The sequence below is a fragment of the Streptomyces sp. D2-8 genome, assembly GCF_023184515.1.
GTDB lineage: Bacteria > Actinomycetota > Actinomycetes > Streptomycetales > Streptomycetaceae > Streptomyces.
Genome location: NZ_JAAHBP010000020.1, coordinates 46373 through 69019 on the forward strand (window position 1 = coordinate 46373; position 22647 = coordinate 69019).

General features: G+C 73.3%; 23 protein-coding genes. 15 read left to right on the forward strand and 8 right to left on the reverse strand.

Features of this window, described 5'->3' with window-relative positions; all coding sequences use genetic code 11:
* Positions 1-16: 16 nt before the first annotated feature.
* The gene (locus tag G3I77_RS29585) at positions 17-442 is read left to right on the forward strand and encodes a GNAT family N-acetyltransferase (RefSeq protein WP_248508382.1); all 426 of its coding nucleotides are present in this window, start codon (positions 17-19) and stop codon (positions 440-442) included.
* Positions 443-503: 61 nt separating this feature from the next.
* Here the strand turns inward: G3I77_RS29585 and G3I77_RS29590 are convergent, their stop codons facing one another.
* From G3I77_RS29590 to G3I77_RS29600, 3 genes are read right to left on the reverse strand one after another with little or no spacing between them, the layout of a single operon-like run.
* Positions 504-1049, reverse strand: coding sequence for a TetR/AcrR family transcriptional regulator (locus G3I77_RS29590; protein WP_248508624.1), 546 nt, complete (start codon positions 1047-1049; stop codon positions 504-506).
* 22 nt (positions 1050-1071) lie between these two features.
* The gene (locus G3I77_RS29595; RefSeq protein WP_248508384.1) at positions 1072-2490 is read right to left on the reverse strand and encodes an amidase; all 1419 of its coding nucleotides are present in this window, start codon (positions 2488-2490) and stop codon (positions 1072-1074) included.
* Entirely contained in the window at positions 2477-2680 is a 204-nt protein-coding gene (locus tag G3I77_RS29600; RefSeq protein ID WP_248508385.1) for a hypothetical protein, read from the reverse strand. The genes G3I77_RS29595 and G3I77_RS29600 overlap by 14 nt, the downstream gene beginning before the upstream one ends.
* Positions 2681-2780: 100 nt before the next feature.
* On the opposite strand from G3I77_RS29600, the gene G3I77_RS29605 reads away from it, so the two are divergent.
* The 6 genes from G3I77_RS29605 to mug all read left to right on the forward strand — a co-directional run bounded on the left by G3I77_RS29605 (position 2781) and on the right by mug (position 9146).
* Positions 2781-3662, forward strand: coding sequence for an MBL fold metallo-hydrolase (locus G3I77_RS29605; protein ID WP_248508386.1), 882 nt, complete (start codon positions 2781-2783; stop codon positions 3660-3662).
* A 167-nt stretch (positions 3663-3829) separates the two neighbouring features.
* Positions 3830-5170: a hemolysin family protein gene (locus G3I77_RS29610; RefSeq protein WP_248508387.1), complete on the forward strand. Its 1341-nt coding sequence runs from the start codon at positions 3830-3832 to the stop codon at positions 5168-5170.
* On the forward strand, positions 5167-6180 hold the full coding sequence (locus G3I77_RS29615) for a hemolysin family protein (protein ID WP_248508388.1): 1014 nt from the start codon (positions 5167-5169) through the stop codon (positions 6178-6180). The genes G3I77_RS29610 and G3I77_RS29615 overlap by 4 nt, the downstream gene beginning before the upstream one ends.
* Positions 6181-6263: 83 nt before the next feature.
* Entirely contained in the window at positions 6264-7043 is a 780-nt protein-coding gene (locus G3I77_RS29620) for an SGNH/GDSL hydrolase family protein (protein ID WP_248508389.1), read from the forward strand.
* Positions 7044-7135: 92 nt separating this feature from the next.
* Entirely contained in the window at positions 7136-8578 is a 1443-nt protein-coding gene (purB, locus tag G3I77_RS29625) for an adenylosuccinate lyase (RefSeq protein ID WP_248508390.1), read from the forward strand.
* A gap of 22 nt (positions 8579-8600) precedes the next feature.
* Positions 8601-9146: a G/U mismatch-specific DNA glycosylase gene (gene mug, locus G3I77_RS29630; protein WP_248508392.1), complete on the forward strand. Its 546-nt coding sequence runs from the start codon at positions 8601-8603 to the stop codon at positions 9144-9146.
* A gap of 4 nt (positions 9147-9150) precedes the next feature.
* Here mug and G3I77_RS29635 read toward each other — a convergent pair whose 3' ends face one another.
* Genes G3I77_RS29635 through G3I77_RS29645 form a run of 3 tightly spaced genes read right to left on the reverse strand, consistent with a single transcriptional unit; the run spans position 9151 to position 11286 of the window.
* On the reverse strand, positions 9151-9582 hold the full coding sequence (locus G3I77_RS29635) for a hypothetical protein (protein WP_248508394.1): 432 nt from the start codon (positions 9580-9582) through the stop codon (positions 9151-9153).
* 55 nt (positions 9583-9637) lie between these two features.
* A complete protein-coding gene (locus G3I77_RS29640) occupies positions 9638-10363 on the reverse strand; it encodes an ABC transporter permease (RefSeq protein ID WP_248508397.1) in 726 nt (241 codons plus the stop codon).
* Between the two features lie 2 nt (positions 10364-10365).
* Entirely contained in the window at positions 10366-11286 is a 921-nt protein-coding gene (locus G3I77_RS29645; RefSeq protein ID WP_248508399.1) for an ABC transporter ATP-binding protein, read from the reverse strand.
* 108 nt (positions 11287-11394) lie between these two features.
* Here G3I77_RS29645 and G3I77_RS29650 point away from each other — a divergent pair, with 108 nt between their 5' ends.
* The 3 genes from G3I77_RS29650 to G3I77_RS29660 all read left to right on the forward strand — a co-directional run bounded on the left by G3I77_RS29650 (position 11395) and on the right by G3I77_RS29660 (position 14502).
* Positions 11395-12567 carry a sensor histidine kinase gene (locus G3I77_RS29650; protein WP_248508401.1) on the forward strand — a complete coding sequence of 391 codons (1173 nt, stop codon included), beginning with the start codon at positions 11395-11397 and terminating at the stop codon, positions 12565-12567.
* Positions 12568-12581: 14 nt separating this feature from the next.
* Positions 12582-13244, forward strand: coding sequence for a response regulator transcription factor (locus G3I77_RS29655; RefSeq protein WP_248508403.1), 663 nt, complete (start codon positions 12582-12584; stop codon positions 13242-13244).
* Positions 13245-13335: 91 nt separating this feature from the next.
* Positions 13336-14502 (forward strand): ROK family protein, encoded by a 1167-nt coding sequence (locus tag G3I77_RS29660; RefSeq protein ID WP_248508405.1) that lies wholly within the window; start codon positions 13336-13338, stop codon positions 14500-14502.
* 78 nt (positions 14503-14580) lie between these two features.
* On the opposite strand, the gene G3I77_RS29665 is transcribed toward G3I77_RS29660, so the two are convergent.
* On the reverse strand, positions 14581-15342 hold the full coding sequence (locus tag G3I77_RS29665) for a GntR family transcriptional regulator (protein ID WP_248508406.1): 762 nt from the start codon (positions 15340-15342) through the stop codon (positions 14581-14583).
* Positions 15343-15510: 168 nt separating this feature from the next.
* Positions 15511-16392, reverse strand: coding sequence for an RNA polymerase sigma-70 factor (locus tag G3I77_RS29670; RefSeq protein WP_248508407.1), 882 nt, complete (start codon positions 16390-16392; stop codon positions 15511-15513).
* 110 nt (positions 16393-16502) lie between these two features.
* Between G3I77_RS29670 and G3I77_RS29675 the strand changes: the two genes are divergently transcribed.
* From G3I77_RS29675 to G3I77_RS29695, 5 genes are all read left to right on the forward strand, one after another.
* Entirely contained in the window at positions 16503-17156 is a 654-nt protein-coding gene (locus G3I77_RS29675; protein WP_248508625.1) for an NADPH-dependent F420 reductase, read from the forward strand.
* 106 nt (positions 17157-17262) lie between these two features.
* Positions 17263-18093 carry an alpha/beta fold hydrolase gene (locus tag G3I77_RS29680; protein ID WP_248508409.1) on the forward strand — a complete coding sequence of 277 codons (831 nt, stop codon included), beginning with the start codon at positions 17263-17265 and terminating at the stop codon, positions 18091-18093.
* A gap of 53 nt (positions 18094-18146) precedes the next feature.
* A complete protein-coding gene (locus G3I77_RS29685) occupies positions 18147-19586 on the forward strand; it encodes a PLP-dependent aminotransferase family protein (RefSeq protein ID WP_248508411.1) in 1440 nt (479 codons plus the stop codon).
* A 127-nt stretch (positions 19587-19713) separates the two neighbouring features.
* On the forward strand, positions 19714-21276 hold the full coding sequence (locus tag G3I77_RS29690) for an alkaline phosphatase (protein ID WP_248508413.1): 1563 nt from the start codon (positions 19714-19716) through the stop codon (positions 21274-21276).
* 109 nt (positions 21277-21385) lie between these two features.
* Entirely contained in the window at positions 21386-22642 is a 1257-nt protein-coding gene (locus G3I77_RS29695) for a GNAT family N-acetyltransferase (RefSeq protein WP_248508415.1), read from the forward strand.
* The last annotated feature ends 5 nt before the right edge of the window (positions 22643-22647 follow it).

The following is a 22647-nucleotide window of genomic DNA, read 5'->3' on the forward strand; positions in this document are numbered from 1 at the left end:
ATGATCTGATCTTGGAATGACCGACGTGCGCATCCGGGCCGCGACGCCCGAGGATCTCGACTCCGTGCTGGCCTTCTGGAAGGTGGCCGCCGAGGGCACGAGCATCAGCGACGACCGCGCCGGTGTGGAGCGGCTGGTCGCGCGTGACCCCGGGGCGCTGATCCTGGCCGAACTCGGCGGCGAACTGGCCGGCACGGTGATCGCCGGGTTCGACGGCTGGCGCTGCCATCTGTACCGGCTGGCCGTGCACCCGGACCACCGCCGCCAGGGCATCGCCTCCGCGCTGCTCGGCGCCGCGGAGGAGCGGTTCGTACGGCTCGGCGGGCGCCGCGCGGACGCGATGGTGCTCACCCGCAACGAGACCGCGCACCGGGCGTGGGACGCCGCCGGATACGGGCCCGAGGAACAGTGGCGGCGCTGGGTGAAGCCGCTCACCGGCTGAGCCCGTGCCCTCGGCGCGACAAAGTCGCCGCCTACTGCCGACGAATCTCTGACTCAGGTCACTAGACGCCGCGCAGGACTCCGGCCACGAGCCGCCGGGCGTAGGCGGCGTCGAGGCCGTCCGGGCGGAACAGGATGCGGTACATCATGGGCGCGACGACCTGGTCGATGACCGACTCGGTGTCGGGGGTCCGCTCCCCGCGCCGGGTCGCGCGGGTGAGGATGACGTCGATCTGCTCGGCGGCGTAGGCCGAACACCGCCCGGCGTTGCCGCCGTCCGGGTCGCCGAGCAGGGCGTCGCGGATGTAGGCGCGGCCGGCGGGTGAGGCCATCTCGTCGAGGAACTGCTCGGCCCAGGACGTCAGGTCGGTCGGCAGGGTGCCGTGGTCCCCGGGTGTGGTGTCGGGCCGCAGCCGCTCGACCGCCACGTCCGACAACAGCTCCTGGAGGTCTCCCCAGCGGCGGTAGATCGTCGACGGTGTCACACCGGCGCGCTGGGCGACCAGGGGCACGGTCAGGGCGTCCCGGCCGACCTCGGCGGCGAGTTCGCGCACGGCCGTGTGGACCGACGCCTGGACCCGGGCGCTGCGGCCGCCGGGGCGCACCATCTGTCTGCTCACGGATCCCACCTTAAAGCGCATCCATGGCTTTTGTCGTCGGCGGTACGGGCGCGAGCGAGCGGGCGGGCCGGGTCGACTCGTAGGCGTGGCCGACCCGCAGGAGCAGGCTCTCTTCGAGCGGCCGGCCGACGAGCTGCATGCCGATCGGGAGGCCTGCCGTGTCGTGGCCGACGGGTACGGACAGGGACGGCACGCCGGTGATGTTGGCGGGGGCGGAGAGCCGCACATAGGCGTCGGAGACGCCCTCGACGGTGCCGTCGGTCCAGGTGATCGTCTCCTGGCCGGCCCGGACCGCGGTCGCCGGGACGGTGGGGGCGGCGATGAGGTCGACGTCCCGCAGCAGGCGGGCCCACTCCTGCCGCATGAGGGTGCGGGAGCGCTGGGCGCGCAGATAGTCCCCGGCGGGCATCAGCTCCCCGGCCTCCAGCAGGACGCGAACGTCGTCCTGGTAGAGCTCGGGGACCGCGCGCAGGGTGGCTTCGTGGTAGGCGGTGGCCTCGGGCACCATCAGGCCCCACTGGGTGGCCCGGACGTAGCGGGTCAGGGGGATCCCGACCTCGACGAGGCGTGCGCCGAGGGCCTCCAGTGCGTCGATCGCGCTCCGGACGGCGGCTTCCACCTCCGCGTCGACGTGCTCGAAGTAGTAGGTGCGCGGCACACCGATCCGCAGCCCGGTCAGATCCGTGCGGGAGCCCGGCCGATAGGCCGTGGGCGGTGCCGTCAGCGAGGCGGGGTCGCGGGGGTCGTGGCCGGCCAGGGCGGTGAGGACGAGGGCCGCGTCCTCGGCGGTGCGGGTGATCGGGCCGACGTGGTCCAGGGACCAGGACAGGGAGGTCACGCCGTGGCGCGGGACGAGGCCGTAGGTCGGCTTGAGGCCGACGACGCCGTTGAGTGCGGCGGGCACCCGGATGGAACCGCCCGTGTCCGTGCCCAGGGCGAAGGTGGCCGTGCCCGCGGCGACGGCGACGGCGGACCCGCCGCTGGAGCCGCCGGCGACCCGGTCCCGGTCCCAGGCATTGCCGGTCTGCGGGGTGGTCAGCCCGTAGGCGAACTCGTGGGTGTGGGTCTTGCCGACCAGGACGGCACCGGCCGCCGACAGGCGCGCGGCGACGGTGCTGTCGGCCGGTGCGCGGTGGCCGGCCCTGACCCGGGAACTGGCGGACGTCGCGGTGCCCGCGACATCGATCAGGTCCTTCAGGCCCATCGGGATGCCGTGCAGCGGGCCGCGGTGGCGACCGGCCGCGATGTCGCCCTCCGCCTCGCGCGCGGCCCGGCGGGCGCGCTCGGCGGTGACGGTGACGTAGGCCCCCGCCCGCGGCTCCACCCGCTCGATCCACTCCAGCACGGAGTCCACCAGCTCGACGGGGGACATCTGCCGGGCCCGGATCGCGTCGGCCGCGACGGCGAGGGTCATTTCATACGGCTGCATCGTGCGCCTCCGGTGCCGCGCGGTAGGCGGGGGCGGGCGGGGTCTCTCCGAAGTCCAGCTCGCGCAGGATCGCGACGACGTGGTGGATGTGGTCGGCGGTGGCCGCGACGGCGGTGCGGCGGTCGGCCGGCAGGACCAGCCCGGCGCGGAGCGCCCAGCGGGCCGCTTCGTGCGGCGTGAGGTCGGACATGATCGCCCCCTATCCCAAAAGCCAACTGTTTGCGTTAGTGGACTGTAGGGCCTACCGTCGCGTTAACGCAAAGAGATTGCGTTAGCCCGAAGGAGGAGCCTTGAGTGCACCCACTTCCTGGACCGTCGGCGACATCGCCGTCCACCGCGTCGACGAGGCACCCCTGCCGCCCGCCACCGGCCCCTGGCTGCTCCCCGACGCCACCCCCGGTGTCGTCGCCGGGCAGGACTGGCTGCGTCCTCATTTCGCCGACGCCGAGGGCGTCCTGCGCCTCGACAGCCACAGTTTCGCGTTCATCGCCGGCGGGCTGCGCGTCGTCGTGGACACCGGCATCGGCAACGGCAAGGAGCGGGCCAACCCGGCCTGGCACGACCTCGACACCGACTACCTGGAGAGGCTCACCACCGCGGGATTCCCCCCGGAGTCGGTCGACCTGGTGATCCTCACCCACCTGCACGCCGACCACGTCGGCTGGAACACCCGGCGGATCGACGGCGCATGGGTGCCCACCTTCCCCGACGCCCGCTACGTGACCTCCCGCGTCGAGCGGGACTTCTGGGCCGGGTACGCCATGGACGAGGCCCGCCGGCAGATGTTCCGCGACTCCGTGATCCCGGTGGAGGAGGCGGGGCTGCTGGACCCCGTGGACGTCTCCGCCCGGGGCTCCGAAGTCGCCCCGGGCCTGCGCCTGATCCCCACGCCGGGGCACACCCCCGGCCACCTCGCCGTCGAAGTGACCAGCCGGGGGCGGACGGCTCTGATCACCGGCGACTGCGTCCACCACCCCGTCCAGCTCGCCCACCCCGGCATCGGCGCCTGCGTGGACATCGATCCCGCACGGTCCGAGGCCACGCGGCGCGCACTGCTCGGCTCGCTCGCCGGCACGGACACCCTCCTTCTGGGCACTCACTTCGCACCGCCCACCGCGGGGCGGGTCGTCACCCACGGGGACGCCTACCGGCTCTCCCCCGCCACCGTCTGAGCGACCCCGCCCGGGCGAGCCCGGAGGACTTTGCCCATCCTTTACTCTTGATGGGCCACTCGGTCCTGCATGAAAGGTTGTGAGCGTCCGCCCATGGGCGAGCGTCCCCGTGCGCGACACCGCGCGTTCCGCCCCGTCCTGGAGAACCATGGAACGGGGGTGAACCGATGACCGAAGTGCTCCTCCTCCTGACGGCGATCCTGCTCTCGCTCGCCTGCGGCGCCTTCGTGGCGGCCGAGTTCTCCCTCACCACGGTCGAGCGCGCCGAGCTGGAGCAGGCCGTGGAGCGCGGGGAGCGGGGCGCGCAGGGTGCACTGAAGGCCGTACGGAACCTGACGTTCCAGCTCTCCGGCGCGCAGCTCGGCATCACGGTCACCAACCTGGTGGTCGGCATGCTCGCCGAGCCGTCGATCGCCGCCCTGATCGCCGGGCCGCTGGAGGACCTCGGCGTCTCGGGCTCGGCGTCGCACAGCATCGCGCTGGTGCTCGGCACCGCTCTGTCGACGGTGTTCCTGATGGTCGTCGGCGAACTCGTGCCCAAGAACTGGGCGATCTCCTCGCCGCTGGCCGTCGCGAAGACCGTGGGCAACGCCCAGCGCTGGTTCAGCGCCGCGTTCCGGCCGTTCATCACGCATCTCAACAACACGGCAAACCGGGTCGTGCGGCGGATCGGCGTGGAGCCCGCCGAGGAGCTCGCCTCGGCGCGCGGACCGCAGGAGTTGGCGGCCCTCGCCCGGCACTCCGCCAAGGAAGGCCTGCTGGAGCCGGACACCGCCGAGCTGTTCGTGCGCACGCTGAACCTCGCCGACCTGACCGCGGAGAACGTGATGACGCCCCGGGTGCAGGTCGTCGCACTGGAGGTGCAGGCGACCCTGGAGGACGTCGCGAACGCGACCCGGGCGACCGGCCTGTCCCGGTTCCCGGTGTTCCGCGGGACCCTCGACTCGGTCGTCGGAACGGCGCACGTCAAGGACGTGCTGGCGGTGCCGGCCGAGCGCCGGACCCGGATCTACGTCTCCGAGCTGATGCGCGAGCCGCTGCTGGTCCCCGAGACGCTCACCGTCGACCGGCTCCTGGACCGGCTCTCCGGCAAGCGCACGATGGCCGTCGTGATCGACGAGTACGGCGGCACGGCGGGCGTGGCGACGCTGGAGGACATCGTCGAGGAGGTCGTCGGCGAGGTCCGCGACGAGCACGACCCGCACGAGAACCCCGACCTGGCCGCGGCCGGCACGGACGAGGCCGGGCACGCGCTGTACTCGGCCGACGGCTCCGCGCGCGTGGACCACCTGGAACGCGTCGGGCTGCGCGCGCCGGAGGGGCCCTACGAGACGCTCGCCGGGCTGGTGGCCACGGTGCTCGGCCGGATACCGGCCGCCGGTGACACCCTCGAGGTCGCCGGCTGGCACCTGGAGGTCCTGGACGCGACGGGGCGCCGGGCGGCGCGCGTCCGGCTGCGCGCACCCCTCGACGACCACCAGCGGGACGAGAAGGGGGTGGAGCTGTGACCGCCGTCCAGCTGCTGATCGGACTGGCGACACTCGTCGTCAACGCCTTCTTCGTCGGCGCCGAGTTCGCGCTGATCTCGGTGCGCCGCAGCCAGATCGAGCCCCACGCCGACCGGGGCGACCGGCGCGCGAAGAGCGTGCTGTGGGGCCTGGAGCACGTGTCCGCCCTGATGGCGGCCGCGCAGCTCGGCATCACGCTGTGCACGCTGGTGCTGGGTGTGGTGGCCGAGCCGGCGATCGCGCATCTGCTGGAGCCGGTGTTCCACGCGGTGGGCATGCCCGAGGGCGTGGGGCACGCGGTGTCCTTCGTGATCGCGCTGTCCCTCGCGACCTATCTGCACATGCTGCTCGGCGAGATGGTGCCGAAGAACATCGCGCTCGCCGAGCCGGTGCGCAGCGCGCTGGCGCTCGGACCGCCCCTGGTGGCGCTGTCCCGGGCGCTGCGCCCGGTGATCTTCACGGTGAACGCGTTCGCCAACGCCCTGCTGAAGCTGCTGCGCGTGGAGGCCCGGGAGGAGGTGGCCGCCTCCTACTCGGACGCGGAGATCGCGCGGATCGTGAAGGATTCCAGCGAGGCCGGCCTGATCGACGACCGCGCCCAGGAGCGGCTGCGCGACGCGCTGGAGCTGGGCCGCCGTCCGGTGCGGGACGTGGTGCTGCCGCTGGAACGCGTGGTGTACGCGAGCGTCGGCATCACACCGGAGGAGCTGGAGCGGCTGTCGGCGGAGTCCGGGTTCTCCCGCTTCCCGGTGGTGGACGAGGGGCGGCGGATCGTGGGCTATCTGCATGTGAAGGACGCCCTGGACGCCGCCGGGCGCGACGTGCCGTTCCGGCTGCGCGACATGCGGTCCATCGCACGCGTGCGGGAGCACACACCGCTGGACGACGTCCTGACGGCGATGCGGGGCAGCCGTACGCACGTCGCGGCCGTCCTCGGGGCGGACGGGCGGCTGGCCGGGCTGGTGACCATGGAGGACGTGCTGCGGGAGCTGTTCGGCCAGCGCGCCTGAGGGCACGCCCGGCTCCTGTGCGTTGCGGGGCCCGGAGGCCGACCGACTGATGGGTATGTGCACGGGATACCATTTCCGTCGCCATGCAGACGAACCCCACCTACAGCAGCCTGGTCGCGGTCGGCGACTCCTTCACCGAGGGCATGTCGGACCTGATGCCCGACGGCACCTACCGGGGCTGGGCCGACCTGCTCGCCGCGCGGATGGCGGCCCGTACGCCCGGCTTCCGGTACGCCAACCTCGCGGTGCGCGGCAAGCTGATCCGGCAGATCGTCGACGAGCAGGTCGATGTCGCGGCGGCCATGGGGGCCGACGTGATCACCCTGGTCGGCGGGCTCAACGACACGCTGCGGCCCAAGTGCGACATGGGCCGGGTCCGCGGGCTCCTGGAGGAGGCCGTGGAGAAGCTGGCCCCCGCCTGCCGGCGGCTCGTCCTGATGCGCAGCCCGGGCCGGCAGGGCCCCGTCCTGGAGCGGTTCCGGCCCCGCATGGAGGAGCTGTTCACCTGCGTCGACGAGCTGGCCGCGCGGCACGGCGCGATCGTCGTCGACCTGTACGGCGCGCCCTCCCTGAGCGACCCGCGGATGTGGGACGTGGACCGGCTGCACCTGACGGCCGAGGGCCACCGCCGGGTCGCGGAGGCGGTGTGGCAGACGCTGGGCTACGACCCCGAGGACGCCGAGTGGCGCACGCCGATGCCGGCGACGCTGCCGCCGGGGTGGGCGATGCGGCGCGTGGCGGACGCGCGGTTCGCCCGGCAGTACCTGCTGCCGTGGATAGGCCGCCGTCTGACGGGCCGCTCCTCGGGCGACGGCCTCCCGCCCAAGCGGCCGGAGCTGTCGCCGTACGAGGATCTGGCGTAGGCGCAGGTGAAGGCGGCCGGGACGCTCTCGTAGGTTCCGACAAGGACACCCGCGGCGCTGGCCTGCACGAATCGCCAGTAGAATCCGGTCACGTGACTTCTGCGCCCGCCAAGCCCCGCATCCCGAACGTCCTCGCCGGACGCTACGCCTCCGCCGAGCTCGCCACGCTCTGGTCGCCCGAGCAGAAGGTGAAGCTGGAGCGGCAGCTCTGGCTCGCCGTGCTGCGGGCCCAGAAGGACCTCGGGATCGAGGTGCCCGACGCGGCGCTCGCCGACTACGAGCGCGTCCTCGACACCGTCGACCTGGCCTCCATCGCCGAGCGCGAGAAGGTCACGCGGCACGACGTCAAGGCGCGGATCGAGGAGTTCAACGACCTCGCCGGGCACGAGCACGTGCACAAGGGCATGACCTCCCGCGACCTCACCGAGAACGTCGAGCAGCTGCAGATCCGCCTCTCGCTGGAGCTGATGCGCGACCGCACGGTCGCCGTCCTGGCCCGGCTCGGCAAGCTCGCCGGCGAGTACGGCGAGCTGGTCATGGCCGGCCGCTCGCACAACGTCGCCGCGCAGGCCACCACCCTCGGCAAGCGCTTCGCGACCGCCACCGACGAGCTGCTCGTCGCCCACGGCCGTATCGAGGAGCTGCTCGGCCGCTACCCGCTGCGCGGCATCAAGGGCCCGGTCGGCACCGCGCAGGACATGCTGGACCTGCTGGGCGGGGACGCCGCGAAGCTCGCGGACCTGGAGCAGCGGATCGCCACGCACCTGGGCTTCTCGCAGGCGTTCACCTCGGTCGGCCAGGTCTACCCGCGCTCGCTGGACTACGAGGTCGTCACCGCGCTGGTGCAGCTCGCGGCGGCGCCGGCGTCGCTGGCCAAGACGATCCGGCTGATGGCCGGGCACGAGCTGGTCACCGAGGGCTTCAAGCCCGGCCAGGTCGGCTCCTCGGCGATGCCGCACAAGATGAACACCCGCTCCTGCGAGCGCGTCAACGGCCTGATGGTGATCCTGCGCGGCTACGCCTCGATGACCGGCGAGCTGGCGGGCGACCAGTGGAACGAGGGCGACGTGTCCTGCTCGGTGGTGCGCCGGGTCGCGCTGCCGGACGCGTTCTTCGCGCTGGACGGTCTGCTGGAGACGTTCCTGACGGTGCTCGACGAGTTCGGCGCGTTCCCGGCGGTCGTCGCCCGTGAGCTGGACCGCTACCTGCCGTTCCTCGCCACCACCAAGGTGCTGATGGGCGCCGTGCGCGCGGGCGTCGGCCGGGAGATCGCGCACGAGGCGATCAAGGAGAACGCCGTCGCCTCCGCGCTGGCCATGCGCGAGCAGGGCGCCGAGCGCAACGAGCTGCTCGACAAGCTGGCCGCCGACACGCGGATTCCGCTGGACCGGGCACAGCTGGACGCGCTGATGGCCGACAAGCTGTCCTTCACCGGTGCCGCGGGCGACCAGGTCGCCACCGTCGTCGCCCGGGTCGAGGAGATCGTGAAGCAGCACCCCCAGGCCGCGGGCTACACGCCCGGGGCGATTCTCTGACGCGCCGGCCGGGTAGCCGACGGTGCCGCGTTTCACGCCCGAGGAGCTTCAGGCCGCCCGCGACCGCGTCGTGCCCGACGTGGTCGCGGAGGGTCTGCACGTCCTGTTCTGCGGCATCAACCCCGGCCTGATGACGGCCGCGACGGGCCATCACTTCGCCCGCCCGGGCAATCGCTTCTGGCCGGTGCTGCACCGGTCCGGGTTCACTCCGCGCCTGCTCAGGCCGTCCGAGCAGCAGGAATTGCTGTCGTACGGGCTCGGCATCACCAATGTCGTGGAGCGGCCCTCCGCGCGGGCCGACGAGCTGAGCGCCGAGGAGTACCGGGAGGGCGGGCGGCTGCTCGCGGCGAAGGTGCAGCGGCTGCGGCCGCGCTGGCTGGCCGTGGTGGGGGTGACCGCCTACCGCGCCGCGTTCGACGACCGCAAGGCGCAGGTGGGGCCGCAGGCTCGGACGATCGGGGACACGCGTGTGTGGGTGCTGCCCAATCCGAGCGGGCTGAACGCGCACTGGACGGTCGAGACGATGGCGCAGGAGTTCGGGCGGCTGCGGGAGGCCGCCGGGAGCTGAGCCCCTACGGCGGGTCCGTCTCCGTGACCAACGCCAGCAGTTGGACCTCCCGCGACGCGTCCCGGTCCCCGACCGCCACGGCGACCCAGCGGCCCGTGCCCTCCACCTCCCACAGGTGGGCGAAGCTCGCCCGCGCGCTCAACTCGGCCCACGGCCGGGGTATCTCCTCCCGCTCGGTGCGCAGCAGGACGGTCTGCAGGTTGTACGGAGCGGTGTCGCCCCAGCGGGAGGCGAGGAGCTCGCAGACGGCGTCGCGGTCCTTCTCGTACTGGTCGATCGTCACCGCCCGGGCCGCCGGGTCGCCGTCGGTCGCGGCCTCTAACACCGCGATGTGGTGACCGGGTCCCGAGACGCCGACGTCCGACGGGCCGTGCTCCGCCGGAAAAGGGCGGTAGCACAGCTCGTCGATGAGGGCGAGGTGCTGTGCGATGTTCATGGGTCCAGTAAACCCGCCCCCACTGACACTTGGCGGGGCGTCAACCGGCTCGCCGTCAGGCGTCCCTGCGGCGCACGCTCCAGGCTCCCGCCAGCAGGGCGGCGGCCGTCCACAGCGCGGTCACCGCGAGCCCCGACCACGGCCCCAGGGTGCCCTCGTACGTCTCCCGCAGGACCGCCTGCCCGGCCTTGTCGGGCAGGAAGTCGGCGACGGTGCCCGTGGCGTCGCCGATCACGAACGACACCACCAGGATGAACGGCACCAGCAGGGAGAGGGTGGCCACGCCGCTGCGGAGCAGGGCGGCGACACCCGCGGCGAACAGGGCCATCAGCATGAGGTAGACGCCGCAGCCCAGGACACCGCGCACCTGCTCGACGGTGCTGAGCCCCTCGGACGCCGGGCCGAGCCCCGCCCGCGCCACGAGAAGGGCGACGAGGGCCGTGACCAGCCCCACGAGGAGCGCCGGTACGGCGATGACGGCCGCCTTGGCCGCGAACCACCGGCCACGCTGCGGCACCGCGGCCAGTGAGAGCCGGAGCGCACCCCCGTGGAACTCCGACGACACGGCCATGGCCCCGAAGGAAATGGCCGCGATCTGGCCCGGTATGACGCCGGACAGGGCCGTGAACAGCGGATCGAACCCCGGGTCCGAGGCATCGGAGACTCCGGCGATGGCGGAGAACGCCGTGGTCGCCGCGAACAGGGCCAGCAGCGCTCCCGGCAGCGAGCGCAGGGTGCGGATCTTCAGCCACTCGGAGCGCAGTACGGGCGCGAATGCCATGGTCAGGCCTCCTGGGGCTGTGCGGTGAACTCGGTCTCGGCCCCGGTGAGGTCGAAGTAGGCCTGCTCCAACGTGCCTTCCTCCGCGGTCAGTTCCAGGACCGGTACGCCCGCGGCCGAGGCGATGCGGCCGATGTCGTCCACCCGTGCGTCGGGCACGGTCCAGTGCCCGTCCGCGTGTTCCTCGGCGTGGTGGCCGTGCCGGGCGAGGGCCGACTCGAGGGCGCCGGGGTCGGTCGTGCGGATACGGACGCGGGGCTGCACGCGCGCGTGGATGAAGTCCCGCATGGGGGTGTGGGCGAGGAGCCGGCCCCGGCCGAGGACGACGAGGTGGTCGGCGAAGGACGCGGTCTCGTTCATCAGGTGGCTGGAGACCAGGACCGTGCGGCCCTGTGCCGCGAGCCGGCGCAGCAACGTCCGGATCCACACGATGCCTTCGGGGTCGAGGCCGTTGGACGGCTCGTCCAGCATGACCACCTCGGGGTCGCCCAGCAGGGCGGCGGCGATGCCGAGCCGCTGGCGCATGCCCAGGGAGTACGTCCGCACGCGGCGCCGGGCCACCGACGCCAGGCCCGTCTCCTCCAGGACCTCGTCGACCCGCCGGTCCGGGATGCGGTTGCTCGCCGCCAGGACACGGAGGTGGTCGCGGGCGGTGCGGGAGCCGTGCGCGGCCTGCGCGTCGAGCAGGGCGCCCACGTGGTGCAGGGGTTCGCGGAGCGTCGGGTAGGGCCGGCCGCCGATCGTGGCGGAACCGGCGGTCGGCCGGTCGAGGCCGAGCACCAGCCGCATGGTGGTGGATTTCCCGGCGCCGTTGGGGCCGAGGAAGCCGGTGACGCGGCCGGGCAGCACGCGGAAGGTGAGCTGGTCCACGGCTCGCCGGTCGCCGAACTCCTTGGTGAGGTCCTGGACGTCGATGCTGGTCATGACAGCAGCGTGGCGGCCGGTCCGGGGTGCGGTCCTCCCCCGGCGGTGGAGATCGTCTCCCCCGTGCGGGGGAGGTTCGCTGTCCGTGCCGGCTGGCACGATGACGCCATGGTCCGCATGCTGCGCCCGTTCACGCGGGCGGTGACGTACACGCGGTGGCTGCATCTCTGCATGGCCATCGTGTGGCCGGCCCTGTGGCTGTTCATCGACGAGGCGTGGTGGACCGTGGGCACGGCGACCGTGCTGCTCGGGCTCGCGGGCCTCGTCCCCGCCATGCGGGTCGTGGAGGGGTTCCAGGCGCGGCTGCTGCTGACCGGCCAGCGGAACGGCAGCGAGAGCGCGGAGATCGTGGTCACCCCCTCGGCCACATGGGGCGACCGCGGGCGTACCGTGGTGTGGCTGGGGGCGCGGTTGCTCCTCGGCGTCCTGGTGTCCCATCTCTGCGTCCAGCTCCTCCTCCTCGCGACGGACCTGGTGTCGACGGCGCTCGGCGGCGAGCGCGCGGGCGGTGCCTGGCTTCGCGTCGAGGGCCCTCACTGGTGGCACGCCCTGCTCGCGCCCCTCCCCCTGGTCCTGGGGGCCGCGGTCGTGGTCGGTTCGGGGCACCTCATCACCCGCATCGCCCTGCGCCTGCTCGGCCCTTCCCCCGCCGAGCGGCTGGCCGCACTGGAGGAACGCACGGAACAGCTCCTGGAACGCACCCGGATCGCCCGCGAGTTGCACGACTCCATCGGTCACGCGCTCACGGTCGCCGTCGTGCAGGCGGGGGCCGCCCGTACGGCGGGCGATCCGGCCTTCACCGATCGCGCCCTGGGCGCCATCGAGGAGACCGGCCGGGCCGCCCTGGAGGACCTGGAGCGGGTGCTCGGTGTCCTGCGCGAGTCGGGGAAGCCGGTGAGCGGCAGACCGACCCTCGCGGACGCCGACCGCCTGCTGGAGTCGGCCCGTACCTCCGGGGCGAAGGTCGACGCCGAGGTGACCGGCCCGGTGGAGAGCGTGCCCGGGCCGGCGTCCCGGGAGGGCTACCGGATCCTCCAGGAGTCGTTGACCAACGTGCTGCGGCACGCGGGTGCGGTCCCGGTGCGCGTCCGCGTGCGGGTCGCCGACGACACCCTTGTCCTCGCGATACGCAATCCGCTGCCGGTCGGCACACCACCCGGCCCGGGGCACGGCAGCGGCCTGCGCGGGATACGGGAACGCGCGGCCCTGCTCGGCGGGCGGGCCCGGACCGGGCCCGATGACGGCGACTGGCAGGTCCATGCAGAACTGCCGCTGCGTTGATCTACGCTGGCGCGATGCCGGTCACCGTTCTCCTCGTCGACGACGAACCCCTCGTGCGCGCCGGTCTGCGGGCCGTGCTGGAGGCGCAGCCCGACATCGAGGTCGTCGGGGAGGCCGCGGACGGGGCGGCGGTGATCCCGCTCGTGCGCCGGCTGCGGCCGGACGTGGTCGCCATGGACGTGCGGATGCCGCTGCTGGACGGTATCGAGGCCACCCGGGTGCTGCTGCGGACGGTCGACGATCCGCCGCGGATCCTCGTGGTGACGACCTTCGAGAACGACGAGTACGTGTACGAGGCGCTGCGGGCGGGAGCCGACGGGTTCCTGCTCAAGCGGGCCCGGCCCGCCGAGATCGTGCACGCGGTGCGGCTGATCGCCGAGGGCGAGTCGCTGCTGTTCCCGGCCTCGGTACGGCAGCTCGCCGCCGAGTACGGCGACACCGGCGGGAACCGCGCGGCACGGGCCGTGCTGGAGCGGGCCCGGCTGACCGAGCGTGAGGCCGAGGTGCTGCGGCTGATGGCGCGGGGCCTGTCGAACGGGGAGATCGCGGCCCGGCTCGTCGTGGGGACCGAGACCGTGAAGTCGCATGTCAGCGCGGTGCTGGCGAAGTTGGGGGCGCGGGACCGCACCCAGGCGGTGATCGCGGCGTACGAGTCGGGGTTCGTGGCACCGGGCTGATCGGCGGCGGGCCGGTGCCCCGCCCCTCGCCGGGGTGTGCCGCGTCGAAGTACGATCCGGCCAACACGCGCACGACCTGGGAGGACGGACGGTGGGGCGGCTGACCGGCGGGGATCCCTCGCTGCTGCGAAGGATCAACTCCGCGGTGGTGCTGCACGCGCTGCGTGCCACGGACTGCGCGACGCTCACCGAGATCACCGGGGTGACGGGGCTGTCCCGGCCGACCGTCGAGGGCGTCGTCGAAGGGCTCATCGAGGCCGGGCTCGTCGTCGAGAAGGCGGCCGAGGAGGGCGCTGCCCGACGGCAGGGGCGTCCGGCACGGCGGTTCCGGTTCCGGGCGGAGGCCGGGCATCTGCTGGGGCTGGAGATCGGGGCGCACCGGGTGGCCGCGCTGCTGTCCGACCTGGACGGCCGGGTGATCGGCGCCCAGGCCAAGGAGGTGCCCGAGACGGCGGGGGCCGACGAGCGGCTGGAGCGGCTGCGCGGGGCCGTCGCCGAGCTGCTGCGCCGCGCCGGAGTCGCACGCGGCTCGCTGCGGGCCGTGGGCGTGGCGACGCCCGGGATCGTCGAGGCCGACGGCACGGTGCGGCTGGGCACGGCGCTGCCGGGGTGGACGGGGCTGCGGCTGGGCGAGCGCCTGAGCCGGTCGTTCAAGTGCCCGGTGCTGGTCGAGAACGACGCCAATGCCGCGGCCGTCGCCGAGCACTGGAAGGGCGCGGCCACCGAGTCGGATGACGTGGTGTTCGTGCTGGCGGGGCTCAGCCCGGGCGCCGGTGCGCTGATCGGGGGCCGGCTGCACCGGGGTTACGGCGGAGCGGCCGGCGAGATCGGCGCGCTGCATCTGCTCGGCCGGGGGGTGACGCCCGAGACGCTCCTGTCGACCACGGACGAACCCCTCCACCCCCTGGACGAGCAGGCAGTGGCCGAGGTTTTCGCACAGGCCCGCGAGGGCGACCAGCGGGCCCGCGCGGCCGTCGACCGCTTCATCCAGCGCCTGGTCCACGACGTGGCGGCCCTCGTCCTCGCCCTGGACCCGGAGCTGGTCGTCATCGGCGGCTGGGCAGCCGGCCTGGACGGCGTCCTGGACCCTCTCCGCCGGGAACTCGCCCGCTACTGCCTGCGCCCCCCGGAGGTGACCCTCTCCGGCCTGGGAGACGCGGCAGTGGCAACCGGCGCGCTGCGCCTGGCCCTGGACCACGTGGAGGAACAGCTCTTCGCGGTGGAGCAACGCCCCCTTCAGGGGCCGGGGCTGCACTGATGTGCGGCTCCGCCGCGTGGGGGCGAAAAGCCACAGCGCGCCGGCAGCCCCACACCCCGCACCCCTACGGGGCCAGGCTCAGGACGCCTGCTTCTGAAGACCGGCGTGGATCTCCACACCCCCCGCGTCACCGAAGGTGAGTCGGCACGTGTCAGCGCGATACGTCGCCACCGACAGCGCAGCCGTACGCCCCCCGGCGACGAAGCCCGTGGTCACCACCAGCACCGGCGCCCCGGGCAGCCGGTCCAGCTCCTTCGCCTCGCCGGCTCCGGCGGAGCCGAGCTCCACCGCGTTCTCCTGCCGCTCCAGCTCCAGCCGCTGCAGCTCGCGCAGCACCGCACGCGCGCGTGCCGCTCCGGACGGCGCGTCGATGCCGGAGAGCTCGGGCACCGAGGACTGCGGGATGTAGAGCAGCTCCGCGGCCACCGGCCGGCCGTGCGAGACGCGGGAGCGCCGCACGATGTGCACGGACTCGTCGCGGCCGGTCTCCAGCGCGTCGGCGACGGCCGGCGGCGGCACGGCCGCCGTGCAGTCGGCGGGCTGCCAGGCGTCCTCGGGGCCGCCCGGCCAGGTGTGCGGACCGGTGCCGAGGGAGACGCCCACGCGGGGCGGCGCGACGGTCGTCCCGACACCGCGGCGGCGCTGCAGCCTGCCTTCGAGTTCGAGCTGCTCCAGGGCCTGGCGGAGCGTGGCGCGGGCCACGCCGAAGCGGGCCGCGAGATCGCGCTCGTTGGGAAGGATCTCCCCCACCGAGAACTCCGAGTCGAGCGCTTCACTGAGCACCGTCTTGAGATGCCAGTACTTCGGTTCCTGCACCGATTCCAGCTGCGTGGTCCCCACCCTGTCCTCCGCAATCGCCGTGGTCGGCGGCGTTTTAGCGCCCTTGTTTATTAAAGGTTGTTGCACTTCTCTGCGACCATAGGGCGGCCCTGATCCTTGGTCAAGACCAATGGCCGGGAACGTTCACGGGGCGTTCATGCCGGGGCCCGGACCGGCCCCGGAAGCCCCCTATGCGTCCAGGGACCGCAGCTTGTCGGGGTTGCGGATGATGTAGACCGACTGCACGCGGCTTTCGGCCACGTCGAGCTGGAAGACGGAGTCGGGCTTGCCGCCGGACAGGATCAGCACGGCCGGGCCGCCGTTGAGCTCCAGGAACCGCACGGACAGTTCCGGAGGGCTCTTCTGCGCGGCGCCGACGAGGAAGCGGCCCACCTTGTCGGCGGTCTGCAAAACCCGCAGGGGCGCCCGCGACTTGCCGCCACTGTCGCCGACGAGCCGGACCTCCGGGGCGAGCAGCGCCATCAGGCCTTCGAGGTCGCCCTCGGCCGCGGCGGCGAGGAACCGCTCGGTGAGGTCGCGGCGCTGGGCGGGGTCGACCTCGTAGCGCGGCCGCCGCTCCTCGACGTGCCTGCGGGCCCGCCCGGCCAGCTGGCGCACCGCCGGTTCGCCGCGGTCGAGCATGGCGGCGATGTCGGCGTAGGGGAATCCGAAGGCCTCCCGCAGCACGAACACGGCCCGCTCCAGCGGTGACAGCGACTCCAGCACGACGAGGACGGCGAGGGAGACGGAGTCGGCGAGCACGGCCCGCTCGGCGGTGTCCGGCACGGTGTCGCCGAAGTCGGTGACGTACGGCTCGGGCAGCCAGGGGCCGACGTACGTCTCGCCGCGGGCCTTGATCTGGCGCAGCCGGTCGATGGCGAGGTGGGTGGTGATCCGGACGAGGTAGCCGCGCGGTTCGCACACGCCGCCGCGGTCGCTGCCGGTCCAGCGCAGCCAGGCCTCCTGGACCACGTCCTCCGCGTCGGCCACGCGTCCCAGCATGCGGTAGGCGACGCCGAGCAGGACGGGACGGTGCGCTTCGAAGACATCGGTCGCGGTCTCGGTGGTCACGGCTCCATCCCAGCCCACTGATGCGCCCCTGTCCAGGCGGAACCATCCCTTCCCGGACAGAATGGCCGACAGGACGCCGGTGATCGGCGGCACGGTTCCCGGAGGTGGCGATGCGGTACGCGATGCTGGGCACGGGACAGGTCGGGCGCACGCTCGGCGGACGGCTGGTGGAGCTGGGGCACGAGGTGCGGCTCGGCTCGCGCACGAGGGACAACACCGCCGCCGTGCAGTGGGCCGCCACCGCGGGCCCCCGGGCGAGCGTGGGGACGTTCGCGGAGGCGGCGGAGTTCGGTGAGGTCGTGGTGAACGCCGTCGGCGGGCGGGTGGCCCTCGCCGTGCTGGAGGCGGCCGGCGCGGAGAACCTCGAGGGCAAGGTCCTCGTGGACGTGTCCAACCCGCTGGCGTTCGAGGACGACGAGCTGCGGCTGTCCCCCGTCGAGTCGGACAGCGTGGGCGAGCAGATCCAGCGGGCGTTCCCGCGGGCGCGCGTGGTGAAGTCGCTCAACACGGTCAACTGCCGGGTGATGGTGAATCCGGCCAGGGTGCCGGGCGAGCACAACGTCTTCGTCTGTGGGGAGGACCCGGGCGCCAAGGAGCAGGTGACGGCGCTGCTCGGGGAGTTCGGCTGGCCGGCGGACCGCGTGCTCGACCTCGGCGGAATCCGGGCGGCCCGAGCCGTGGAGATGTGGCTGCCCCTGTGGGTCGGCCTGTTCCAGAAGTTCGGGCACGGGGAGTTCAACCTCGAGGTGCGCCGGGCCCGATGAGCGGCCGACGGGAGTGAGGTGGCGGCACCCTGGGGCTACCCGCGGGTAGCAATTGCTGACAAGCTGTCTACGGCGTCCGTCAGCGAGTACAGCCGAGGAGCACCCCATGTCCGCCACCGTCTCCTTCAAAGTCGCCTCCGCGCAGGGCGAGCAGAGCGTGACCCTGTCCTACACGCGCCGGGGCAGCGGCGAACCGCTGCTCCTGCTGCACGGCATCGGCCACCACCGCCAGGTGTGGGACCCGGTGCTCCCCGCGCTGGCGGCCGAACGCGACGTGATCGCCGTGGACCTGCCCGGCTGCGGCGAGTCGCCGGCACTCCCGGACGGCATGGCGCACGACCTGCCCACGATGAGCACGGTCCTGAGGGCGCTCTTCGGGGCGCTGGAGATCGAGCGGCCGCACGTGGCCGGCAACTCGCTGGGCGGCCTGCTGGCACTGGACCTGGCCCGGGCGCAGCTCGTCCGCTCGGTCACCGCCCTGTCCCCCGCCGGGTTCTGGAACGCGGCGGAACGCCGTTACGCCTTCACCGTGCTGATGACGATGCGGCAGATCGCCCAGCGGATGCCGCCGCCCGTGGTCGAGCGGCTGGCCCGCCCGGCCCTCGGCCGCACCCTGCTGACGAGCACCATCTACGCCCGCCCGGGCCGCCGTTCCCCCGAGGCCGTGGTCGCCGAGACGCTCGCGCTCGCCCGGGCCCAGGGGTTCTCCGAGACGCTGCGCTCCGGCCGGAGCGTGCAGTTCACCGACGACATCGTGGGCACGCCGGTCACCGTGGCGTGGGGCAACCGGGACCGGCTGCTCATCCCCCGCCAGGGCGTGCGCGCCAAGGCCGTCATCCCCCGTGCCCGGCTGGTGCGGCTGCCCGGCTGCGGCCACGTCCCGATGAACGACGACCCGGCGCTGGTGGCCCGGGTGGTCCTCGACGGCAGCCGCTGACGGGTCCGGGGCGGCAGAGTCTTCAAGGTCTGAAGCCTCTAGGGTCTTTCCTCATGAGGCCACCGCAGAGCGACCCGGGCGAAGGTGCCGCGTCCGCCGCCTGGGAGCTGCTGCTCCCCGCCGCCTCGGCACCGGCACGCACGCGGGGCCGTTCCCTGCAGGCGGCGCTGCGCGAGGCGGTCCGCTCGGGCCGGCTCGCGCCGGGCACCCGGCTGCCGTCGAGCCGGGATCTCGCGGCGGACCTGGGGGTGTCGCGCGGTCTGGTCACGGAGGCGTACGAGCAGCTGACGGCCGAGGGGTATCTGCGCAGCGGCCGGGGTGCCGGGACCTGGGTGGGCGCGGCCGTACGGGCCGCACAGCCGCGGGCGCACGACCTCGCTCCGCGCTCGCCCGGTGCCCGCGCGGACTTCGTGCCCGGGACGCCGGACCTGGCGCTGTTCCCGCGCGCGGCGTGGGCCGCGGCGCAGCGCGGTGTGCTGGCGGAACTGCCGCACCAGGAGCTCGGTTACCCCGATCCGCGCGGATTGCCGAGGCTGCGGACCGCGCTGGCCGAACTGCTCGCCCGGCGGCGGGGCGTGGTGGCCGACCCGGAGCGGATCGTGGTCGTCTCCGGGGTGGCCCAGGCGACGACCCTGCTCGGTTTCGCGCTGCACGCGCGCGGGCTGCGCACCGTCGGGGTGGAGGACCCGGGCAGCCCCCAGCACGACGCGCTGTACGCCTCGGCCGGCGTCACCGCCGTGCCACTGCCGGTGGACGACGAGGGGGTCGCCCCAAAGCCGCTGCGGGCCTCGGGCGTACGGGCCGTGGTGACGACTCCGGCCCACCAGTTCCCCACCGGCATCGCCTACTCGGCCCGGCGTCGCGCCGAGTTGCTGGACTGGGCGCGGTCGGTGGACGGCATCGTCCTGGAGGACGACTACGACGGCGACTTCCGCTACGACCGTGCTCCCGTCGGCGCGCTCCAGGGCCTCGACCCGGACCATGTGGCCTACACGGGTTCCGTCAGCAAGTCCCTCGCGCCGGGCCTGCGGCTGGGCTGGCTGCTGGTGCCGGAGTCCTGGGCGGAGGAGATCGTCGAACGCAAGCGCACCATGGATCTCGGCCACCCGGCCATCGACCAGGCCCTGTTCGCCCGCTTCCTTGAGCGCGGCGACTACGACCGCCAGCTGCGTCGCTGCCAGCGCGCCTACCGCGACCGGCGCGACGCGCTGGTCGCCGCCCTGGACGCGCACTTCCCCGGATCGGCGGTGTCCGGGATCGCCGCGGGCCTGCATGTGATCGCCACTCTGCCGCAGCGGTACGGGCCCGAGGAGCGGTTCCTCGCGCGCGTGGCGCAGGCCGGGGTGGCGGTGCGCCCGCTCTCGGCCTACGCCCACACGCGGACGGGGCCGGCGGGCGCCGAGGAGATTCGGCTCGTCCTGGGGTACGCCCATGTGCCGCCCGCCCGGATCGCCGAGGGGGTGCGCCGGATGGCGGAGGCCGCGACCGGGTGATCCGACCGGTTCGCAGGTTCCCTCACCCTGCGGTCAGTTGTTCACTTGGGGTTCGTGTGCGCGCTGCGGTGTGCCCGTAGGTATGGCTCTGCACACTTGGCCGGATCCCGTCCCTGGAGGCGTATCCATGTCCCACCGTCCGTTGCCCGGGCGCCGTAGCGTCCTGCGTGGCTCCCTCGCCGCGTCGGCGGCCCTGTCCCTGCCCGCCGCTCTCGGCGCCGCGCCCGCTTTCGCACGCTCCGGGCGCCCGGCGGCGGGGTGGGGTGTGCAGGCGGGAGACGTGACCTGCGACTCCGGGCTGGTGTGGGTGCGCTCCGACCGGCCGGCCCGGATGATCGTCGAGACGTCGGCGACCGAGTCGTTCCGCAGCCCGCACCGATGGCACGGCCCGCTGCTGGGCCCGGGCAGCGACTTCACCGGCACGACCCGGCTGCGCGGCCTGCCGTCCGGCGAGCAGATCCACTACCGCGTGCTGCTCGCCGACCCTGACGACCCGCGCCGCACCGGCGAGCCGGTCACCGGCACCTTCCGCACGGCGTCCGCCAAGCGCCGCGACGGCGTGCGGTTCGTCTGGTCCGGCGACCTGGCCGGGCAGGGCTGGGGCATCAACCCGGAGCTGGGCGGCTACCGCATCTACGACGCCATGGGCGCCCTCGACCCGGACTTCTTCCTGTGCAGCGGCGACACCATCTACGCCGACGGCCCGATCACCGAGACCGTGGCCCTCCCCGACGGCCGGACCTGGCGGAACATCACGACCGAGGAGAAGGCGAAGGTCGCCGAGACGCTGGCGGAGTTCCGCGGCAACTTCCGCTACAACCTGCTGGACGAGAACCTGCGTGCGTTCAACGCCCGGGTCCCGTCCATCGTCCAGTGGGACGACCACGAGGTCACCAACAACTGGTACCCGGGCGAGATTCTCACCGACACCCGGTACACCGAGAAGCGCGTCGACGTGCTCGCCGCCCGTGCCCGCCAGGCCTTCTCCGAGTACTTCCCGATCTCCACGCTGCGCCGCCCCGACGGTCGGGTCCACCGCGTGCAGCACCACGGCCCGCTGCTCGACGTGTTCGTCCTGGACATGCGCACCTACCGCAACGCCAACTCGCCGGACGACCAGCCCACCGACCCGCAGGGCATCCTCGGCCGTGAGCAGCTGGAGTGGCTCAAGCGCGAACTGTCCCGCTCCCGGGCGGTGTGGAAGGTGATCGCCGCCGACATGCCGCTCGGGCTGGTCGTCCCGGACGCCCAGAACATCGAGGCCGTCGCCCAGGGCGACCCCGGCAAGCCGCTCGGCCGTGAGCTGCAGATCGCCGAACTGCTGCGGCACATCAAGCACCGGCGGATCACGGGGACGGTGTGGCTGACGGCCGATGTGCACCACACCTCGGCGCAGCACTACCGGCCGTCGAAGGCCGCCTTCGCCGACTTCGAACCGTTCTGGGAGTTCGTCTCGGGCCCGCTCAACGCCGGTGCCTTCCCCGCGAACGCGCTCGACGGCACATTCGGCCCGGACCGCGTGTTCGTGAAGGCACCGACGACCGCCAACGTCTCCCCCGCCGGCGGCTACCAGTTCTTCGGCGAGGTCGACATCGACGGCCACGGCGGCGAGCTGACGGTGCGTCTGCGGGAACAGGACGGCACCGTACTGTTCACCAGGACGCTCCAGCCGGGCCTGGTCGGCCAGTAGGTACGGAGCGCAACGTTTGAAGCGTTGACGAAGGGGGCAAACTGGCCCCTTTACCCGCCGGTCACAATGCGTTCGCGATCACGCAACACCGTTCCGTCACAGTGGGTGCATGACCCGAGAAGTGACTCACGTGACGCAGCCCGCAGACAACTGCCGCCCCGCCACCTCGTGGCAGCGGGTCGCGGCGGCGTTCCACGCCTGGCGGACACGACGGCAAGAACACGCACCACCGACGAGTGATACCGAGTCCCCGGCACCGGAGCCGGTGCCGGGGGCAAACTCCCTGTGGCGGATGCGGACCACGGTTCAGGACGAGCCGGGGTCACTGGCGGCCCTGTGCATCGCCCTGGCCGGGCAGCGCGTCGACATCCTGAGCCTCCAGACGCACCCGCTGGCCGAGGGCACGGTAGACGAGTTCCTGCTGCGGGGCCCGGCCGGCCTGCCGGCGTCCGCGATCAGCACGGCCGTCGAGTCGGCCGGCGGCGCCGACACCTGGATCGAGCGGGCCGACGCCCACGACCTGGTGGACGCGCCGACCCGGGTCCTCGGACTGGCCGCCCGCACCGCCCTGGACTCGGCGGAACTGCCCCTGGCCCTGCGGCAGTTGCTGGGCCGCTGCACCATCCGGTCCCGGCCCGCTCCGGCCGGCGGCGGCCGGGCGCCGGGGGGCCTCGCGGTGGAGGGGGCCCTCGACGACACGGTGATGCGGCTGCGCGCCCCGGAAGGCGGAGTGATCACCGTGGAGCGGCCGTATCTGCCGTTCACGCCCACCGAGTTCGCCCGGGCCAGGGCGCTGGTGGAACTGGACGCCCGGCTCGGTCCGCGCCTCCCGCACGGGCGGGAGGCGCTCACGCTCGCCGAGGGCAGCGACATCACCGTGCGGAGAGCCGACACGCGTGACCTGGATGCTGCCAAGGACATGCACGAGCGGTGCTCGGCGCGCACGCTGAAGCTGCGCTATCACGGGCCCGTCCGTGACGCCGACCGGTATCTCAACCACCTGCTCAGTCCCCGCTACGGCCGCACCCTCGCCGTGCAGACGGCCTCCGGACGGATCGTCGGGCTCGGTCACCTCCTGTGGGACGGGGACGAAACGGAGGTCGCTCTGCTCGTCGAGGACGCCTGGCAGCGACGGGGTGTGGGGGCGGAGCTGCTGGCGCGGCTCGTGGCCCTGGCCGTGGAGGCGGGGTGCTCCAGCGTGTACGCCGTGACGCAGGCGTCCAACACGGGCATGGTGGCCGCCATGCGCGGGCTGGGGCTGCCTCTCGACTACCAGGTCGAGGAGGGGACGCTGGTGATCACTGCGCGGCTGGGTGAAGCGGTCGTGACAGGTGCGGAGGGACTCGGGAGCGCCTCCGCACCGTAGGGCGT

What these genes read in the sequence shown, in the direction of transcription:
- G3I77_RS29640 (WP_248508397.1), bottom strand. Translation starts at nt 10,363, where the DNA reads ATGGCATTCGCGCCCGTACTGCGCTCCGAGTGGCTGAAGATCCGCACC.
- G3I77_RS29685 (WP_248508411.1), top strand. Translation starts at nt 18,147, where the DNA reads ATGAGGCCACCGCAGAGCGACCCGGGCGAAGGTGCCGCGTCCGCCGCC.
- G3I77_RS29690 (WP_248508413.1), top strand. Translation starts at nt 19,714, where the DNA reads ATGTCCCACCGTCCGTTGCCCGGGCGCCGTAGCGTCCTGCGTGGCTCC.
- G3I77_RS29675 (WP_248508625.1), top strand. Translation starts at nt 16,503, where the DNA reads ATGCGGTACGCGATGCTGGGCACGGGACAGGTCGGGCGCACGCTCGGC.
- G3I77_RS29620 (WP_248508389.1), top strand. Translation starts at nt 6,264, where the DNA reads ATGCAGACGAACCCCACCTACAGCAGCCTGGTCGCGGTCGGCGACTCC.
- G3I77_RS29650 (WP_248508401.1), top strand. Translation starts at nt 11,395, where the DNA reads ATGGTCCGCATGCTGCGCCCGTTCACGCGGGCGGTGACGTACACGCGG.
- G3I77_RS29645 (WP_248508399.1), bottom strand. Translation starts at nt 11,286, where the DNA reads ATGACCAGCATCGACGTCCAGGACCTCACCAAGGAGTTCGGCGACCGG.
- G3I77_RS29600 (WP_248508385.1), bottom strand. Translation starts at nt 2,680, where the DNA reads ATGTCCGACCTCACGCCGCACGAAGCGGCCCGCTGGGCGCTCCGCGCC.
- G3I77_RS29635 (WP_248508394.1), bottom strand. Translation starts at nt 9,582, where the DNA reads ATGAACATCGCACAGCACCTCGCCCTCATCGACGAGCTGTGCTACCGC.
- G3I77_RS29610 (WP_248508387.1), top strand. Translation starts at nt 3,830, where the DNA reads ATGACCGAAGTGCTCCTCCTCCTGACGGCGATCCTGCTCTCGCTCGCC.
- G3I77_RS29695 (WP_248508415.1), top strand. Translation starts at nt 21,386, where the DNA reads ATGACCCGAGAAGTGACTCACGTGACGCAGCCCGCAGACAACTGCCGC.
- G3I77_RS29680 (WP_248508409.1), top strand. Translation starts at nt 17,263, where the DNA reads ATGTCCGCCACCGTCTCCTTCAAAGTCGCCTCCGCGCAGGGCGAGCAG.
- G3I77_RS29585 (WP_248508382.1), top strand. Translation starts at nt 17, where the DNA reads ATGACCGACGTGCGCATCCGGGCCGCGACGCCCGAGGATCTCGACTCC.
- G3I77_RS29590 (WP_248508624.1), bottom strand. Translation starts at nt 1,049, where the DNA reads ATGGTGCGCCCCGGCGGCCGCAGCGCCCGGGTCCAGGCGTCGGTCCAC.
- G3I77_RS29595 (WP_248508384.1), bottom strand. Translation starts at nt 2,490, where the DNA reads ATGCAGCCGTATGAAATGACCCTCGCCGTCGCGGCCGACGCGATCCGG.
- G3I77_RS29655 (WP_248508403.1), top strand. Translation starts at nt 12,582, where the DNA reads ATGCCGGTCACCGTTCTCCTCGTCGACGACGAACCCCTCGTGCGCGCC.